15 protein-coding genes, 2 tRNA genes and 1 other annotated feature are annotated in these 16849 nt (G+C 56.1%); of the genes, 10 read left to right on the plus strand and 7 right to left on the minus strand.

Annotated elements, in window-relative coordinates:
- Positions 1 to 4: 4 nt before the first annotated feature.
- Together hisG and hisL are read right to left on the minus strand one after the other, a co-directional pair.
- Positions 5 to 904 carry an ATP phosphoribosyltransferase gene (hisG, locus tag ACWKXT_RS09835; protein WP_454528591.1) on the minus strand — a complete coding sequence of 300 codons (900 nt, stop codon included), beginning with the start codon at positions 902 to 904 and terminating at the stop codon, positions 5 to 7.
- 45 nt (positions 905 to 949) lie between these two features.
- Positions 950 to 1073, minus strand: a sequence feature (His leader region).
- On the minus strand, positions 1049 to 1099 hold the full coding sequence (gene hisL, locus ACWKXT_RS09840) for a his operon leader peptide (protein WP_001364200.1): 51 nt from the start codon (positions 1097 to 1099) through the stop codon (positions 1049 to 1051). Its footprint overlaps the feature before it by 25 nt.
- A gap of 175 nt (positions 1100 to 1274) precedes the next feature.
- Here hisL and ACWKXT_RS09845 point away from each other — a divergent pair, with 175 nt between their 5' ends.
- The 4 genes from ACWKXT_RS09845 to ACWKXT_RS09860 all read left to right on the plus strand — a co-directional run bounded on the left by ACWKXT_RS09845 (position 1275) and on the right by ACWKXT_RS09860 (position 4700).
- The gene (locus ACWKXT_RS09845; protein WP_454528592.1) at positions 1275 to 2099 is read left to right on the plus strand and encodes an SDR family oxidoreductase; all 825 of its coding nucleotides are present in this window, start codon (positions 1275 to 1277) and stop codon (positions 2097 to 2099) included.
- Between the two features lie 41 nt (positions 2100 to 2140).
- Complete coding sequence (locus ACWKXT_RS09850; RefSeq protein WP_454528593.1) at positions 2141 to 3070, plus strand: LysR substrate-binding domain-containing protein; 930 nt, start codon at positions 2141 to 2143, stop codon at positions 3068 to 3070.
- 219 nt (positions 3071 to 3289) lie between these two features.
- Positions 3290 to 3352 carry a membrane protein YoeI gene (gene yoeI, locus ACWKXT_RS09855; protein ID WP_099458931.1) on the plus strand — a complete coding sequence of 21 codons (63 nt, stop codon included), beginning with the start codon at positions 3290 to 3292 and terminating at the stop codon, positions 3350 to 3352.
- Positions 3342 to 4700 (plus strand): APC family permease, encoded by a 1359-nt coding sequence (locus ACWKXT_RS09860; RefSeq protein WP_454528594.1) that lies wholly within the window; start codon positions 3342 to 3344, stop codon positions 4698 to 4700. The genes yoeI and ACWKXT_RS09860 overlap by 11 nt, the downstream gene beginning before the upstream one ends.
- A gap of 64 nt (positions 4701 to 4764) precedes the next feature.
- Here ACWKXT_RS09860 and sbcB read toward each other — a convergent pair whose 3' ends face one another.
- Positions 4765 to 6201, minus strand: coding sequence for an exodeoxyribonuclease I (gene sbcB, locus ACWKXT_RS09865; protein WP_454532338.1), 1437 nt, complete (start codon positions 6199 to 6201; stop codon positions 4765 to 4767).
- A 199-nt stretch (positions 6202 to 6400) separates the two neighbouring features.
- Here sbcB and dacD point away from each other — a divergent pair, with 199 nt between their 5' ends.
- The 4 genes from dacD (at position 6401) to ACWKXT_RS09885 (ending at position 9806) form a co-directional block, all read left to right on the plus strand.
- Complete coding sequence (dacD, locus tag ACWKXT_RS09870; RefSeq protein ID WP_454528596.1) at positions 6401 to 7567, plus strand: serine-type D-Ala-D-Ala carboxypeptidase DacD; 1167 nt, start codon at positions 6401 to 6403, stop codon at positions 7565 to 7567.
- Between the two features lie 120 nt (positions 7568 to 7687).
- A complete protein-coding gene (gene sbmC, locus ACWKXT_RS09875; RefSeq protein WP_454532339.1) occupies positions 7688 to 8161 on the plus strand; it encodes a DNA gyrase inhibitor SbmC in 474 nt (157 codons plus the stop codon).
- A 92-nt stretch (positions 8162 to 8253) separates the two neighbouring features.
- Complete coding sequence (locus ACWKXT_RS09880; protein WP_454528597.1) at positions 8254 to 9312, plus strand: FUSC family protein; 1059 nt, start codon at positions 8254 to 8256, stop codon at positions 9310 to 9312.
- A 158-nt stretch (positions 9313 to 9470) separates the two neighbouring features.
- Entirely contained in the window at positions 9471 to 9806 is a 336-nt protein-coding gene (locus ACWKXT_RS09885) for a DUF496 family protein (RefSeq protein WP_010432067.1), read from the plus strand.
- Between the two features lie 159 nt (positions 9807 to 9965).
- Here the strand turns inward: ACWKXT_RS09885 and ACWKXT_RS09890 are convergent.
- A tRNA-Asn gene (locus ACWKXT_RS09890) sits at positions 9966 to 10041 on the minus strand.
- Positions 10042 to 10202: 161 nt separating this feature from the next.
- Here ACWKXT_RS09890 and emmdR point away from each other — a divergent pair.
- Both emmdR and ACWKXT_RS09900 read left to right on the plus strand, forming a co-directional pair.
- Positions 10203 to 11657, plus strand: coding sequence for a multidrug efflux MATE transporter EmmdR (gene emmdR / locus ACWKXT_RS09895; protein WP_454532340.1), 1455 nt, complete (start codon positions 10203 to 10205; stop codon positions 11655 to 11657).
- Positions 11658 to 11760: 103 nt separating this feature from the next.
- Positions 11761 to 11836, plus strand: a tRNA-Asn gene (locus tag ACWKXT_RS09900).
- Positions 11837 to 11978: 142 nt separating this feature from the next.
- Here the strand turns inward: ACWKXT_RS09900 and ACWKXT_RS09905 are convergent.
- The 3 genes from ACWKXT_RS09905 to shiA form a co-directional block, all read right to left on the minus strand.
- Positions 11979 to 13745 carry an aminopeptidase P family protein gene (locus ACWKXT_RS09905; RefSeq protein WP_454532341.1) on the minus strand — a complete coding sequence of 589 codons (1767 nt, stop codon included), beginning with the start codon at positions 13743 to 13745 and terminating at the stop codon, positions 11979 to 11981.
- An 18-nt stretch (positions 13746 to 13763) separates the two neighbouring features.
- Positions 13764 to 15218, minus strand: coding sequence for an AMP nucleosidase (locus ACWKXT_RS09910; RefSeq protein ID WP_080329634.1), 1455 nt, complete (start codon positions 15216 to 15218; stop codon positions 13764 to 13766).
- A 73-nt stretch (positions 15219 to 15291) separates the two neighbouring features.
- On the minus strand, positions 15292 to 16605 hold the full coding sequence (gene shiA, locus ACWKXT_RS09915) for a shikimate transporter (RefSeq protein WP_454532342.1): 1314 nt from the start codon (positions 16603 to 16605) through the stop codon (positions 15292 to 15294).
- Between the last annotated feature and the right edge of the window lie 244 nt (positions 16606 to 16849).

Consider the following 16849-nt stretch of genomic DNA (forward strand, 5'->3'; position numbering starts at 1 on the left):
GCCATTACTCCATCATCTTCTCAATTGGTAGCACCAGGATAGAGCTTGCGCCCAGCGCCTTCAGTTTTTCCATGGTTTCCCAGAACAGGGTTTCGCTGCTGACCATGTGCATCGCCACGCGCTGCTGGTCGCCCGCCAGCGGCAGAATAGTAGGGCGCTCAGCACCCGGCAGCAGGGCAATCACTTCATCCAGACGCTCGGTTGGGGCGTGCATCATGATGTATTTGGATTCACGCGCCTGAATCACGCCCTGAATACGGGTCAGCAGTTTGTCGATGAGCTGCTGCCTGGCGTCGGCCATCTCGCCATCGCGCTGAATCAGGCACGCTTTAGAGCGGTAGATCACTTCCACTTCGCGCAGACCGTTGGCTTCCAGCGTCGCGCCGGTAGAGACGAGGTCACAGATGGCGTCCGCCAGACCCGCACGCGGCGCCACTTCAACAGAGCCGTTCAGCAGGCAGGATTTAAACTGCACGCCTTTCTGGTCCAGGTAACGCTTTAACAGGTGAGGGTAGGAGGTGGCGATACGTTTGCCGTTCAGCGCGGCCGGGCCGTCCCACGCTTCATCAACCGGCGTCGCCAGTGACAGGCGGCAGCCGCCAAAGTCCAGACGACGCAGGGTGAAGTAACGCGGGTCTTCGCCCTGAGCGCGGCGGGTCAGCAGCTCTTCTTCCAGCACATTTTCACCGATAATGCCGAGGTCAACGACGCCATCCATCACCAGGCCCGGGATATCGTCATCACGCACGCGCAGAATGTCGATCGGCATGTTTTCAGCCAGAGCAATCAGGCGCTGGGTGTGCAGGTTGATTTTGATCCCGCAGCGGGCCAGCAGTTCGCGTGAATCGTCACTTAAACGGCCTGATTTTTGAATAGCTATGCGTAAACGTGAGTTATCTAACATTCTTTATTCCTCGTTAACCTGTTTTAACCTGTCTGAATTTGGTCCAAAAAAAAGCCCCCGGAAGAAGATCTTCCGGGGGCTTTTTCATGCGTTCATGCACCACTGGAAGATCCAAACGTCTTCCAGCACACATCGCCTGAAAGACTAGTCAGGATGATGGTGATGATGGTGGTGTTTGAATTGAACGCGTGTCATATAAATTCTCGATGAATGCTTATTCATTTGATGTCTTTTAACCTAAACCAGTTGTACGACATATTGCAAGGGCTTTTTTTGATCATTAATTCATTTCATATTGATGCTATGAATTGTGTGTTCTGCCGGGCTGGCGTAGCCTTATGAATGACGAGTGAGAGTCAGGAGAATTCACATGAAAAAGGTCGCGATTGTCGGTTTAGGATGGCTGGGAATGCCGCTGGCGATGTCATTAGCCGCGAAGGGCTGGCAGGTGACCGGGAGCAAAACCACGGCGGATGGGGTAGAAGCGGCGCGCATGTGCGGTATTGATGGCGTTGAACTGCGTCTTGAACCGGAGCTGGTGTGTGATGCTGACGATCTGGACACGCTGATGAACGTGGATGCGTTGGTGATTACGCTACCCGCGCGGCGCAGCGGGCCGGGCGAGTCATTTTATCTGCAGGCGATGCAGGAGATTGTCGACAGCGCGCTGGCGCACCACGTGCCGCGCATTATTTTTACCAGCTCGACGTCAGTCTATGGCGATGCTGAGGGCGTAGTGAAAGAGAGTTCCGAGCGGCATCCCGTGACGGCGAGCGGTCAGGTTCTGAAAGAGCTGGAAGACTGGCTGCACAACCTTCCCGGCACGCAGGTGGATATCGTCCGTCTGGCGGGGCTGGTCGGCCCCGGACGCCATCCGGGACGCTTTTTTGCCGGAAAAACCGCGCCAGACGGTCAGCATGGCGTGAATCTTGTGCATCTTGAAGATGTGATTGGCGCGATTGGGCTACTCTTGCAGGCTCCAAAAGGCGGACACATCTATAATATATGTGCACCGTCTCATCCGGCGCGAAGCACGTTTTACCCGCTCATGGCACGCCAGCTTGGGTTAACTCCGCCAGTTTTTGGTGAAGCAAAGGACGAAAGCAAAGGCAAAATTGTTGATGGCAATCGCATTTGCCATGAGCTGGGGTTTGAGTATCTGTATCCCGATCCGCTGGTGATGCCCATGGAATAAGTCCCGCAGCGGAGACGATCGCACACCAGAAGGGGGCGAACATGAAACCGCTGCTGGATGTTCTTATTATTCTGGATGCACTGGAAAAAGAGGGGAGCTTTGCGGCTGCCTCGGCAAAGCTCTACAAAACCCCTTCGGCACTCAGCTATACCGTTCAGAAACTGGAAAGCGATCTTAATATTCAGATCCTCGATCGCACCGGGCATCGCGCGCGTTTTACCCGCACCGGGCAGATGCTGCTGGAAAAAGGGCGCGACGTTCTGCATACCGTTCGCGAGCTGGAAAAGCAGGCCGTCAAGCTCCATCAGGGGTGGGAGAATGAGCTGGTGATCGGTGTGGATGATACCTTTCCGTTTTCTCTTCTGACGCCCCTTATTGAAGCGTTTTATCAGCATCACAGCGTCACCCGGCTTATCTTCATCAACGGCGTGCTGGGCGGCTCCTGGGATGCGTTAACCCAGGGCAGGGCGGACATTTTTGTCGGTGCCCTGCATGAGCCTCCCCAGTTGAGTGAGTTTGGCTTCGCCCGCCTGGGCGTGCTGGAGCAGGTATTTGCCGTAGCGCCCCATCACCCGCTGGCTTTGGTGCCAGAGCCCCTTAACCGCCGCGTCATTAAGGGGTACCGCGCGATTGTGGTGGGGGACAGTTCACGCCCCGAATGTTCGGTTTCCTCGCAGCTGCTGGATGAGCAGGAAGCCATCACCGTTTTCGACTTCAAAACCAAGCTGGAACTGCAAATTAGCGGTCTGGGCTGCGGCTATTTGCCGCGGTATCTGGCGCAGCGCTTTATTGATAGCGGTGCGCTTGTTGAAAAACAGGTACTTGCTCAAAGCAGTAACGAATCGGTATGGGTGGGCTGGAATGAACAAACCGCCGGGCTTGCCAGCGCCTGGTGGCGGGACGAAATTTTAGCAAATAGTGCTATCGCCGCCGTTTACTCTCAGGGCAGCGTCGAGAAATCAGCCAGTTAGCAAAAAGAAAATTGCCCGGTGCGTTGCAAAGTATTGCCTTTTGTATCCGATGTGGGGCAAAATGCCGCCGCTGCAACCAAATGAATAATCGACGATATAAAAGGCGTCGGTTATTTTTTTTTGCATGTACGAAACGAAACTAAAAACCAAGAGGCCGGGCTTCGTACCGGATAGATATTTACTAAAATCCGACAGTTGTTGTCGCTGAGGAAGAAAGAAATGGGGCAATTTTTCGCTTACGTGGCGGTTATCACCGTAAAGGAGAATAACTATGTCGCATAATGCAACTCCAAACACCTCTCGCGTGGAATTACGTAAAACGCTTACGTTGATTCCGGTTGTTATGATGGGCCTTGCCTATATGCAACCGATGACGCTGTTCGATACATTTGGTATCGTATCGGGCCTCACTGACGGTCACGTTGCGACGGCGTACGCCTTTGCACTGGTCGCTATCCTCTTTACTGCGCTGAGCTACGGCAAGCTGGTTCGCCGTTTCCCGTCCGCAGGCTCTGCGTACACCTATGCCCAGAAATCCATCAGCCCGGCGGTTGGCTTTATGGTGGGCTGGTCATCGCTGCTGGACTATCTGTTCATGCCGATGATCAACATTCTGCTGGCAAAAATTTACTTTGAAGCGCTGGTGCCTTCCGTGCCGTCGTGGATCTTCGTTGTCGCGCTGGTGGCCTTTATGACCATCTCTAACCTGCGCAGCATCAAGACCGTGGCTAACTTCAACACCCTGATTGTGATCCTGCAGATGGGTATTGTTGCGGTTATCGTCGGCCTGATCATCTACGGCGTTTCTCACGGCGAAGGCGCAGGCACGCTGACCAGCACCCGTCCATTCTGGTCTGAAGGCGCACATGTTGTGCCGATGATCACCGGTGCGACCATCCTGTGCTTCTCGTTCCTGGGCTTCGACGGTATCTCTTCTCTGTCTGAAGAGACCAAAGACGCTGAGCGCGTGATCCCGCGAGCGATTTTCCTGACAGCGCTGATTGGCGGCCTGATCTTTATCTGTGCCTCCTACTTCCTGCAGTTGTACTTCCCGGATATCTCTCGCTTTAAAGATCCGGATGCGTCACAGCCTGAAATCATGCTGTACGTAGCAGGTAAAACCTTCCAGTGGGGCGTGCTGATCTTCTCCAGCGTGACCGTACTGGCGTCCGGCATGGCGGCACACGCGGGTGTTTCCCGTCTGATGTACGTTATGGGTCGTGACGGCGTGTTCCCAACTCGTTTCTTCGGCTACGTGCATCCGAAATGGCGTACTCCGGCGTGGAACGTGCTGCTGGTTGGTGCGATTGCTCTGCTGGCGATTAAATTTGACCTGGTGACGGCGACCGCGCTGATTAACTTCGGTGCGCTGGTGGCGTTTACCTTCGTTAACCTCTCCGTGATCTCGCAGTTCTGGATCCGTGAGAAGCGCAACAAGACGCTGAAAGACCACTTCAACTACCTGGTACTGCCAGTGTGTGGTGCCCTGACGGTAGGCGCGCTGTGGATTAATCTGGAAGAGAGCTCAATGGTTCTGGGTCTGATCTGGGGCGGTATTGGTCTGGTTTATCTGGCCTGCGTTACGAAGAGCTTCCGTAACCCGGTTCCTCAGTACGAAGACGCCGCGTAAGCGCAGCGCCAACGGGCGAAAAAAAACCGGAGTCCATCGCCTCCGGTTTTTTTACATCTGAATTTCACACTATCTCTTGTGCGTACTGGAACAGTGCTTTCAGCAACGTCTGCTTCTCTGCGTTCCCTTCGTACTGGCCATAAAGCATTTCCAGCTCCTGGGCATAACTATTAAGGAACTCCTGGGTAAAGACATTGCGACGATGCTGTAGCCAGCGTTCCTGTTCCGTTTCATCCAGCGTGCCGGGGTAGTTACGCGCCCGGTAGTTAAACATCAGCTTTTCGATGCGTTTATCAGCGAAGGTGATATCCAGCGCGGGCAGGTTACGCGGCTCGGTTTGCAGGACGATATTCATGGCCGCACGATCGGCATCGCTGAAGAAGCCGTTATACAGCTGCGCGTCTACATTTTCCGACGGAACAAACGGCTCTGCTTCGGCAAAGATGGCGACCACTTTCTCGCGCACCTGCGGATTTTCACGCAGAACCTTCAGATTATCCAGGCAGTGCTGGCGGTTAATACCCAGCCTGTCGGCATCTTCCGGGCGCAGCGTGTTGGCCTGCGCCAGCACCGGACATTTATTGATATGCACCAGTTTGACCGGCACCGCCGGCAGATCCCCGAGTTCATTTTTCGGGGTGTAAAGCCGTTCGCGCAGGGTATCGCTGTCAAGCTCCAGCAGTGGCGAAATGTCGCCCGCCAGGTCCACAATGATAACCGCATTGCGGTTATCCGGATGCCACGCCAGCGGCGCAACCCAGCTGGTATTACCGCGCCAGGCACCAAACATGCCGGAGATATGCACCAGCGGCTTCATCTGCGGGACGTCAATAAGGGTCATGAGCTTCTGCTTGCTGCGGTGGCTCAGCAGATATTCAAACAGCCGGGGCTGTGCGGTTTTCACCAGCTTCGCCATGGCAATGGTGGCATAAACGTCCGCCATCGCGTCATGGGCGTTGCTGTGCTCGATGCCGTTGGCGCGCGTCAGGTGTTCCAGCCGGAAGCTGGTCAGCCCTTCCTCATTCTCCGGCCAGTTGATCCCTTCCGGGCGCAGGGCATAACAGGCGCGCATGATGTCGAGTAAATCCCAGCGCGAGTTGCGGTTCTGCCAGCTCCAGGCGTACGGATCGTAGAAGTTGCGATAGAAGATATTGCGCGTCACTTCATCGTCAAAACGGATGTTGTTGTAACCGACCACACAGGTGTTGGGAACGGTAAACAGATCGTGAATGCGTCGGGCGAACTCTGCTTCGTTGACCCCTTTTTCCCGCGCTTCCTGTGGCGTAATCCCGGTGACCATGACCGCGCCAGGCTGCGGCAGGTAGTCATCCGCGGGCTTGCAGTAAAAGACCTCGGGCTCGCCAATGATATTGAATTCGTCGTCAGTGCGGATGGCGGCAAACTGCGCCGGTCGGTCCAGCGCCGGGTGCGTGCCAAAGGTTTCATAGTCGTGGAATAAAAAAGTCGGGCGTGCGGCAGAGTCAGACACCAGTAATACCATCCTGTTAAAAAAATGACGTCACTATGGTAAACGATCGTGCGGTTCAGACCGAATAAAAAGCGCCGCCGTGGTGCAAATTTGCGCGTCAGCTTCAGAGAAAAATCTGCGCTCTGTCACATTTTTTTTCAATTAAGCCAGGTAACGACATCAGAACTCCCGTAAAAAGGTCATCGATTTTTAATGACCTGAGGATATACCGTTGAAACGCCGTCTGTTTATTGCTGTTTCTTTACTCGCTTCGAGTGTCTCATCTGCTTTTGCGGCCGAACCACTGGATTTTTCGCCGCAGCCTCCGGCCATTCAGGCGGGCTCATGGGTGCTGATGGATTACACGACTGGTCAGATCTTAACGGCGGGCAACGAACATCAGCAACGCAATCCGGCGAGCCTGACTAAGCTGATGACGGGCTATGTGGTCGATCGGGCCATTGATAGCCACCGCATTACGCCGGACGACATTGTCACCGTAGGACGTGATGCCTGGGCAAAGGGGAATCCGGTTTTTGACGGATCGTCGCTGATGTTTCTGAAAGAGGGCGATCGCGTCTCCGTGCGAGACCTGAGCCGCGGGCTGATTGTCGATTCCGGCAACGACGCCTGCGTGGCGCTGGCCGATCACGTGGCGGGTGGACAGCCGCAGTTTGTGAAGATGATGAACGACTACGTGCAAAAGCTGAACCTGCGCGACACCCACTTTGAAACCGTTCATGGGCTGGATGCGCCGGGCCAGCACAGCTCAGCTTACGATCTGGCCGTGCTCTCCCGCGCCATCATCCACGGTGAGCCCGAGTTTTATCATATGTACAGCGAGAAGAGCCTGACCTGGAACGGGATCACCCAGCAGAACCGTAACGGTCTGCTGTGGGATAAGACCATGAACGTTGACGGGCTGAAAACGGGGCACACCTCGGGTGCGGGCTTTAACCTGATTGCTTCCGCGGTGGACGGCCAGCGTCGTTTGATCGCGGTGGTGATGGGGGCCGACAGTCCGAAAGGGCGCGAGGACCAGGCACGCAAGCTTCTGCACTGGGGACAGCAAAATTTTGATACGGTGCAGATCCTGCATAACGGTAAAAAAGTGGGGACAGAGCGTATCTGGTACGGTGATAAAGAACAGATAAGCCTGGGCACCGATCAGGACTTCTGGCTGGCCTTGCCGAAAGCGGAAGTGCCGAACATCAAAGCCAAATACGTGCTGGATAAAAAAGAGCTGGAAGCGCCGATTGCCGCCCATCAGCGGGTCGGGGAGATCCAGCTCTACGATCGCGACAAAGTTGTGGCGCACTGGCCGCTGGTCACTCTGGAAGCCGTTGATAAGGGCGGCGTATTCTCACGCCTGAGCGATTATCTTCACCACACGCTGTAACCCGCTGATGAGCAGACTGGCAGGGTTGCGAGTCTGCTCACATAATAAACACTCCTCGTTTGCCGATAATAGAAATCCTGCTTTATAGTGTATAAATATACAGTAATAATCGGAGGCAGCATGGACTACAGCATCGAGCAGCAACAGAAGCGTAAAATTGCGGGTTTTCATCTTGTTGGGCCGTGGGAAAAAACGGTCAAGCAGGGCTTTGAACAGCTGGTCATGTGGGTGGACGGGCGTCACATTGAGCCGCTGGAGTGGGTGGCGGTCTACTACGATAACCCCGATGAGGTCCCGGCAGAAAAACTGCGCTGCGATACGGCCGTTACGGTACCGGATGATTTCGTCATCCCGGAAAATAGCGAAGGGGTGATGATGACGGAAATCGCGGCCGGTGATTATGCCGTGGCAACGGCGCGCGTGGAAAACTACGACTTTGCGACCCCGTGGTATCAGTTCTTTAATTCCCTGCTGCAGGACAATAAATACCAGATGGCGCTCAAGCCCTGCTTTGAGCGCTATCTCAATGATGGCAACGCCGACGGCTACTGGGATATTGAAATGTTCATCGCAGTAGAGCACAAAACGGTTTAAGCCTGTTTAATGAAGGGTTTTTCAGCCGGGAGCGATCCGCCCGGCTGAAAACACAGTACAATTGTGGTTTGCCGTGTAGCTGGAGAGCGGGTGTGCGTCCCGACAAATCATTAACCCCTTTTGAAATTCGCTTATACAAACATTACCGCGTGGTGCACGGGTGCCGCATTGCGCTGGCATTTGTGCTGACGTTTGTACTGGTCCGGCTGCTGGATGTGCCTGAAGGGACATGGCCGCTGATCACGCTGGTAGTGGTGATGGGGCCTATCTCATTTTGGGGGAACGTTGTCCCGCGTGCCTTCGAGCGTATTGGCGGTACCGTTCTCGGCTCCGCCCTGGGGCTTATCGCTCTGAAGCTGGAGCTGATCTCTTTTCCGGTGATGCTGGCATGGTGCGGTGCCGCCATGTTCCTGTGCGGCTGGCTGGCGCTGGGCAAACGGCCCTATCAGGCGCTGCTGATTGGTATCACTCTCGCGGTCGTGGTCGGCGCGCCCGCCGGGGATATGACCACGGCGCTGTGGCGAAGCGGGGATGTTATTCTGGGATCGCTGCTCGCCATGTTGTTTACCGGCATCTGGCCGCAGCGGGCTTTTTTGCACTGGCGTATCCAGATGGCCAACTATGTCACAGCCTTTAACCGCGTCTATCAGGCCGGTTTTTCCCCTAATCTTGTTGAACGTCCGCGGCTGGAAAAGCATCTGCAAACCATACTCAACGACGTGGTCAAAATGCGCGGCCTGATCACACCTGCCAGCAAAGAGACTCATATTCAGAAAGCGATTTTCGAAGCTATCCAGACGGTCAGCCGCAATCTGGTGTGCATACTTGAACTGCAAATCAACGCGCACTGGGCCTCGCGTCCCAGCCACCTGTTGATGCTAAACGCGCAGACCCTCAAAGAGACGCAGATGATGACGCAACAAACTCTGCTGACCATCGCCCATGCACTCTATGAAGGCAACCCGCAGCCCGTTCTGGCGAACAGCGAGCGTCTGAATGAAATCGTGGCAGAGCTGAAACAGCTGATCAACGAGCGGCAGGGCGATAACGTGGCGGAAACGCCCATCCATGGTTATGTCTGGCTGAGCCTGGAACTGGCGCGCCAGCTTGAGCTGCTATCGCACCTGATTTGCCGGGCGCTGCGCAAATAAAACGCGGAAGTGACGCCTGCTGCTTCGATTCAGCAGCAATTGGGGTTATGATAGCTTTAAACGATATAGCCATTGTCATTCGCAGCCGCTGTCAGTAAGGTTATTGTTACAACGGTTGCTTTAACGAATCCGAATCTCACATTATCAGGGGTGTAAAAATGGAAACTACCAAGCCTTCGTTCCAGGATGTTCTGGAATTCGTCCGCCTGTTCCGCCGCAAAAACAAACTGCAGCGTGAAATCCAGGACGTTGAGAAGAAGATCCGTGACAACCAGAAGCGTGTTCTGCTGCTCGACAACCTGAGCGACTACATCAAGCCAGGCATGAGCGTTGAAGCTATTCAGGGCATCATTGCCAGCATGAAGAGCGACTATGAAGACCGCGTTGATGACTACATCATCAAAAATGCGGAGCTGTCCAAAGAGCGTCGCGACATCTCTAAGAAGCTGAAAGTGATGGGCGAAATCAAAAACGCCGAAGCAAAAAGCGAGTAATCGCAGCGAATTGTGAAAAAGGCTCTCTGGTGACAGAGAGCTTTTTTATTTGACGATCAACGGTCAGTTGGTTTTGTCGGTCAGGCGCAGCCGCCACCCGACACTTTTACCCGACGCAGAAAAGCAAAAAGCCTGCTTTAAAAGCAGGCTTTTTAAATTTGGCTCCTCTGACTGGACTCGAACCAGTGACATACGGATTAACAGTCCGCCGTTCTACCGACTGAACTACAGAGGAATCGTTGTGGAGGCTTATCTTAGCGGCGAAAAAAGTTTTGTCAAACCTGATCTTAGGGAAAATCGACTGATTGCCGATTCTGTCGTCAGTTTGTTGTAATTCCACACATCTTTTCAGGCAAAATACTTTGCAGGATTAGCATTTCTCCCCCATCATTTGAAATGAAGTTTCAACTTTTCTCGCTAAGGTCCATTTTGAACGTTACTGCCCCTCTGCGCCAGGCGATCATGCGCACGCCATGGTACGCAAAACGTAAAAGCTATCGTGTTCTGTTCTGGCGTGAAATCACCCCTCTTGCCGTGCCTATCTTCCTGGAGAATACCTGCGTTCTGCTGATGGGAGTGCTGAGCACGTTCCTGGTGAGCTGGCTGGGGAAAGAGGCAATGGCAGGGGTCGGGCTGGCGGACAGCTTCAACATGGTGGTGATGTCGTTCTTTGCTGCCATAGACCTCGGGACGACAGTTGTGGTGGCCTTTAGCCTCGGCAAGCTCGATCCCAAACGCGCGCGCGAGGCTGCACGCCAGTCGCTGATGATCATGACCCTCTTTTCGATCGTGCTGGCGGCGGTTATCCACTATTTGGGTAAAGAGATTATCGACTTTGTCGCCGGGGAAGCCACTAACGAGGTCAAAGACCTGGCGCTGACCTACCTCGAAATGACGGTCTTAAGCTATCCGGCGGCGGCCATCGCGCTGATTGGCAGCGGCGCGCTGCGTGGGGCGGGCAACACCAAAATACCGCTGCTGATTAACGGCGGGATGAATATCCTGAATATCATCATCAGTAGCGTGCTGATCTACGGCGCATTCTCGTGGGACGGGCTGGGATTCGTCGGGGCAGGGCTGGGGTTAACCATTTCACGCTATATCGGGGCGGCGGCCATCATCGGGGTGCTGATGACGGGCATTACGCCCTCGCTGCGTCTTACGCTCAAGAGCTATTTCCGGCCCTTTAACTTCGCCATTATCTGGGAAGTGATGGGCATCGGTATTCCTGCAAGCATTGAATCTGTGCTGTTTAACGGCGGCAAGCTGCTGACGCAGATGTTTGTTGCCGGGATGGGGACCGACGTCATCGCCGGTAACTTTATTGCCTTCTCCATCGCCTCGCTGATTAACCTGCCGGGTAACGCCCTGGGGTCGGCCTCGACCATCATCACCGGTAAACGGCTCGGGAAAGGGCAGATAGGTCAGGCGGAGCGGCAGCTGCGCCACGTGTTCTGGTTGTCGACGATAGGACTGACGCTGCTCGCCTGGGGCACCGCGCCGTTTGCCGGGCTGATGGCCGCGTTCTATACCCACGAAGAGGATGTAAAAGAGGTGGTGAAGATCCTCATCTGGCTCAATGCTGCCTTTATGCCCATCTGGGCGGCATCCTGGGTACTGCCCGCCGGGCTGAAAGGGGCGCGCGATGCCCGTTTCGCCATGTGGGTGTCCATGCTCGGCATGTGGGGGTGTCGCGTTGTGGCAGGCTATACGCTTGGCGTGGTGCTCGGCTGGGGCGTAGTTGGCGTCTGGCTGGGGATGTTCCTGGACTGGGCCGTGCGCGGGGCGCTGTTCTACTGGCGCATGGTTAGCGGGCGCTGGCTGTGGAAATATCCGCGGCAAAATGCCTGACAATTGCGCGAAGTGGAGAATAAATCGGCAAACGATCGGAAATATGCAATCTGCCTTTGACATCCCGGAGGAGCATCGATAATATGCGCCCCGTTCACACGATTCCTCTGTAGTTCAGTCGGTAGAACGGCGGACTGTTAATCCGTATGTCACTGGTTCGAGTCCAGTCAGAGGAGCCAAATTTGAAAAGCCTGCTTTTAAAGCAGGCTTTTTGCTTTTCTGCGCAAGGTAAACGAAAAACGGCAACCTGGTTGCCGTTTTTCGTGTTTGCTCCCTCTCCCGTGGGAGAGGGATGGAGTGAGGGCACCAGACCGCACGAAATTACACGCGAATCGGTGCCGTCGCCGCCTCCAGCCATGCGCGCGCCTCGCTATTCACCCGCGGTGACAGCGCCTCACGCACCTGCTGGTGATACTCATCCAGCCACTGCTTTTCCTGCTCGCTCAACAGATGCAATTCCACCTGGCTCAAATCAATCGGGATCAGCGTCAGTGAGGCAAACCTGCAGAACCCCGGTCGGCTCTCCACAATTTCCACCTGGTTTTCAATACGTATGCCGTGGCTATCGCCAAGATAGTAGCCCGGCTCGATAGTCATGATATTTCCTGCCGCCAGCGGCCACGGGTTAACCTTTTTAGCGATGCGATGCGGGTTTTCATGGATCAGCAGCTGGTGCCCCACGCCGTGCCCGGTACCGTGATCGTAATCCAGCCCCATTTCCCACAGCGGACGTCGCGCAAACGCATCCAGCTGATGCCCCTGCGTACCGGAAGGGAACTGCAAGGTAATCAGTGACAGAAAACCTCTCAGCACGGCGGTGTAGTGCAAACGCTGCTGCGGGGGTACATTGCCCCACGCCAGCGTGCGCGTAGCATCGGTAGTGCCGTTGTGATACTGGCCGCCGGAATCATTCAGGTAAAAACTACCGTGGCAAAGGGGCTTGTTGCTGGCCTCGCTTGAATGGTAATGACACATCGCCGCATTGCTCGACGCGGCGGAAATGGTCGCGAAACTCTGCTCAATAAATCCGGGCTGCTGCTGGCGGAACGCGAGCTGCTGCGCCTGCACTTCCAGCTCCGTCAGGGGTTGCCCGGTCGCCGCACGTCGCGGCACTTCCTGGCTCAGCCAGGCCAGAAAGTTGACCCACGCGGCGCCGTCCTGATGATGGCACTCGCGATACCCTGCCAGCTCGAGCGGGTTTTTGGTGGCCTTCATCAGGGTGATGGGATCGGTTCGCCAGACAATTTCTCCGCGCGGTTCAATGGCGAAGCGCAGGGCGACCGGCGCGGAATCAGCATCAACCATTACCCGCTTACCTTCAGCAAGGTGCTGGCAGCGTTCGATAAAGGCGTCCTGCGGCGCAACAGTAAAGGCGTTTAGAACAGCGTCAGGGAGTTCGGCGAGCTTATTGTCGTTAACAAACCACTCAACGCGCCCGTCACGGTCAAGCAGGGCAAAGGAGAGCGGCACCGGGCTGTAAGGAATATCGGAGCCACGCACGTTGAGCAGCCATGCAATGTTATCCGGCAGCGTAACGGCCAGGTAATCAGCATTGTTTGCGGCCAGCACGGCGGCAACCCGCTGACGCTTGTCCTCGCTGCTTTCACCGCTTATTTCAACCGGCATTTCACGGATACGCCCCGCCGGTGCGGCAGGGCGGTCTGTCCATAATGTATCAAACGGTGAGGCATTCAGCGGCACCAGCTCGCACGGCGTGGCGGACAGTTGTTCGAACTCGGCATTCGTCATCAGCAGCGCCTCAAAGCCGATGCGCGTTCCTGCCTCTGCGTTTACCGCCAGCCATTCGGCCAGCGGTTCATTGTGCAGATGGTGAATTGCAATCTCGTCCATATTGACCTGAACGCGGGCCTGCACCTGATAGCGCCCGTCGACGAACAGCAACGCTTTATCCTTCAGTACCAGCGCGACGCCAGCAGAGCCGTCAAAACCCGTCAGCCAGGCCAGCTTTTCGTCGTACGGCGCGCAGTATTCGCTCTGCCAGGCATCCGCGCGCGGGACGATCATCCCGTCGAGGTGATGGGCTTCTATCCACTGACGCAGGGCGGATAACGGTGATGTTGCGTGCATGGTTTTTCCTTACTGTTATTAGCGGAACGGCGGCTCGTTGAAGGTGCGCAGCTTGCGCGAATGCAGCCTGTCACCCTCAGCCCGCAGCAAATCAATGGCGCGAATGCCGATCTGAAGATGCTCAGATATGGCCCCTTCATAGAAGCGGTTGGCCTGGCCGGGCAGCTTAATTTCACCGTGCAGCGGTTTATCGGAGACGCACAGCAGCGTGCCGTAAGGGACGCGGAAGCGATATCCCTGCGCGGCGATGGTGGCGCTCTCCATGTCAATCGCCACCGCACGGCTCAGGTTGAAGCGCAGCGCGGAGGCGGAGTAACGCAGCTCCCAGTTGCGATCGTCGGTTGTGACGACCGTACCCGTACGCAGGCGCTGCTTCACCTCTTCACCCGGCATGCCGCTGACCTCCTTGGTGGCGTCGTAGAGCGCGCGCTGTACTTCGGCGATGCTCGGGATCGGGATGTCCGGCGGCAGTACCGCATCCAGCACGTGGTCGTCGCGCAGATAGGCGTGCGCCAGCACGTAGTCGCCAATCAGCTGGCTTTCACGCAGGCCGCCGCAGTGGCCAATCATCAGCCATACGTCCGGGCGCAGCACCGCCAGATGGTCGCAGATGGTCTTGGCATTTGACGGGCCCACGCCGATGTTGATCAGCGTGATCCCCTGACCGTCGGCGGTGATCAGGTGCCAGGCGGGCATCTGGTGTTTTTTCCACGCCAGGTCGGAGATAGCCTGCTCGGGCGCTTCGGTCTCTGCGGTGATCCAGATCCCGCCCGCGCAGGAGAGGGCGATGTACGGACTGTCTGGATCGAGGATCTGGCTACAGCCCCAGCGGACAAACTCATCCACGTAGCGGGTATAGTTGGTAAACAACACAAACGGCTGGAAATGCTCGGCGGGCGTACCGGTGTAGTGGCGCAGACGCGCCAGGGAAAAATCCACCCGGCGGGCATCAAAGTGCGACAGAGGCGAAAATTCTGCCGGGTGATAAATCCCGTCAGCCGTCTCATCGCCAATCTGTGAAAGCTCGGTCGTCGGGAAGTGGCGGGTTAGCCCCGCGCTCATGGAGCGGTCCAGGGTTAACGCCGAACCGTCAATCACGTACGGATACGGGATCTCATGCTGCGAAGGCTCCACGGCAATGTGCGCGCCGTAATCCTGATACAGCAGCGTAAGCTGCTCTTCAAGATAGGGGCGGAACAGTGCAGGGCGGGTGACGGTGGTGCTGTAGCAGCCGGAGTGGGTAAAGCGGGCATAGGCGCGGGTTTTCGGCGTTGTGCTTGCGCTGCCGTCCCAGGTCACGGAAAGCGATGGATAAACAAAAAGGCCCGCGTTTCTGGCCTTTTGATCGGGGAGTTTCCCTGTTTCGATGTATTCGCTAATGGCGCTGCGCAGCGCGTTGACGGACTGTTCATACAGCGCGTCGAGTTTTTCCAGCGCCTGAGCCGGGGTCAGGCTGGAGCCCTTATTATTCATCTCTGTCTCCTTGTTCCACAGGTGTGCGACTCTACCCGATAGTATGTCACACGCCTGTGAAACAAAAGGGAGATCAGGCGTGGCTCGTCTCTTTCATCAGCAGCGCCGTTGCCGCCGACAGCAGACAACCCGCCAGCAGATAAATCGCCACGCTGTGCCAGTTTCCGCCGGAGAAGGTGACCAGCGCGGCGGCGATAAACGGCGTAAACCCACCGCCGACCACGCTTGCCACCTGGTAGCCCACGCCCGCGCCGCTGTAGCGATAGCTTGCGCCAAACAGTTCGGTAAACATCGGCTGCTGCACGCAGACCACCATATCGTGGGCGATATTGGCGAGCATGATGGCGAAAAAGACGATCCAGAAGACCGACTGTGCCTCCAGCGCCATAAAGAACGGCCAGGCGCTGAGGGTGCCAATCAGCGCCCCGGTGATATAGACCCGGCGACGACCAAACCGGTCCGCCAGCCAGGCGAAGCAGGGGATAGTCAGGCAGCTGATTCCGCCCACCACCAGACCGATATTCAGGAACAGTTCGCGCGGCAGACCGAGGTTCTGCGTCGAGTAGTTCAGGGCAAACGCGGTAACGATATACATCGTCAGCAGTTCGCACAGGCGCAGGGCGATAATTTTCAGAAAAGCGCCAGGATGCCGGACGAGCGCTTCCATTACCGGAAGACGTTTTTTGACGGTCGGTTTTTCCTGCTGCTGTTCGAACTCTGCTGACTCCTCCATTCCGTTGCGGATCCACAGCGCGGCAATGACCAGCACAATGCTAAAGATGAACGGAATGCGCCAGCCCCAGCTCAGGAACTGCTCGTCGGTGGTGAGCTGGCTGATTAACGATACCAGCCCGGTGGAAAGGAGCAGGCCCACGCCGTACCCGACCTGCACGCCGCTGCTGTAAAACGCTTTCCTGTTTTTCGGTGCGCTCTCGACGGATAACAGCGCCGCGCCGCCCCATTCGCCGCCCACGGCGAAGCCCTGGATGGCGCGCAGCGTCACCAGCAATACCGGCGCCCACCAGCCAATGGTGGAAAACGAAGGGAGTATGCCAATCAGCGCGGTGGCGATCCCCATCATCCAGACGGTGAGCATCAGCATGCGCTTGCGGCCAAGTCGGTCACCGAAGTGGCCGAAGACCACCCCGCCCAGTGGGCGAAACAGGAAGCCGACGCCGAAGGTGGCAAACGCGGCAAGCGTGCCCATCGCGGGACTGATCTGGGGAAAGAATTCGCGGTTAAACACCAGCGCGGCGGTAATGCCGTAAAGCAGAAAATCGTACCAGTCGACGACGGCACCCGCGAAGCTGCCGAGGGCGGCGCGGCGGGCACGGTTGAGCGAAGGTGTCTCCTCGTTGGGATGTGTGGAGGTGAGAGTGGAGTCCATAGTTGTCCTGTCTGCACGTATTTTTTAATTATTGGTATAAGAAAATGTTACTCACATAGCTGCCGTCATATAAACGGAATCTATGAGACTACCGCGACAGGGGGCCTGTGCAAACTGATTTTATTTCCTGATGGGGCCGGGCAGGGCTGGCTGCCCTCAACGCGTCTGGCAAAACCGTAAAACGTTCGTTTACTAATGTGCAACAGACCGTTTAGTTTATTATTGTTCTCATTGTGAGGCGCTT

Source organism: Enterobacter sp. UPMP701 (assembly GCF_053709515.1).

Bases quoted from the DNA above. Each gene is read 5' to 3' on its own strand.
- ACWKXT_RS09845 (WP_454528592.1), top strand. From the start codon at position 1,275: ATGAAAAAGGTCGCGATTGTCGGTTTAGGATGGCTGGGAATGCCGCTG.
- shiA (WP_454532342.1), bottom strand. From the start codon at position 16,605: ATGGACTCCACTCTCACCTCCACACATCCCAACGAGGAGACACCTTCG.
- ACWKXT_RS09860 (WP_454528594.1), top strand. From the start codon at position 3,342: ATGTCGCATAATGCAACTCCAAACACCTCTCGCGTGGAATTACGTAAA.
- sbmC (WP_454532339.1), top strand. From the start codon at position 7,688: ATGGACTACAGCATCGAGCAGCAACAGAAGCGTAAAATTGCGGGTTTT.
- sbcB (WP_454532338.1), bottom strand. From the start codon at position 6,201: ATGGTATTACTGGTGTCTGACTCTGCCGCACGCCCGACTTTTTTATTC.
- ACWKXT_RS09885 (WP_010432067.1), top strand. From the start codon at position 9,471: ATGGAAACTACCAAGCCTTCGTTCCAGGATGTTCTGGAATTCGTCCGC.
- ACWKXT_RS09910 (WP_080329634.1), bottom strand. From the start codon at position 15,218: ATGAATAATAAGGGCTCCAGCCTGACCCCGGCTCAGGCGCTGGAAAAA.
- emmdR (WP_454532340.1), top strand. From the start codon at position 10,203: ATGAAGTTTCAACTTTTCTCGCTAAGGTCCATTTTGAACGTTACTGCC.
- ACWKXT_RS09905 (WP_454532341.1), bottom strand. From the start codon at position 13,745: ATGCACGCAACATCACCGTTATCCGCCCTGCGTCAGTGGATAGAAGCC.
- ACWKXT_RS09850 (WP_454528593.1), top strand. From the start codon at position 2,141: ATGAAACCGCTGCTGGATGTTCTTATTATTCTGGATGCACTGGAAAAA.
- hisG (WP_454528591.1), bottom strand. From the start codon at position 904: ATGTTAGATAACTCACGTTTACGCATAGCTATTCAAAAATCAGGCCGT.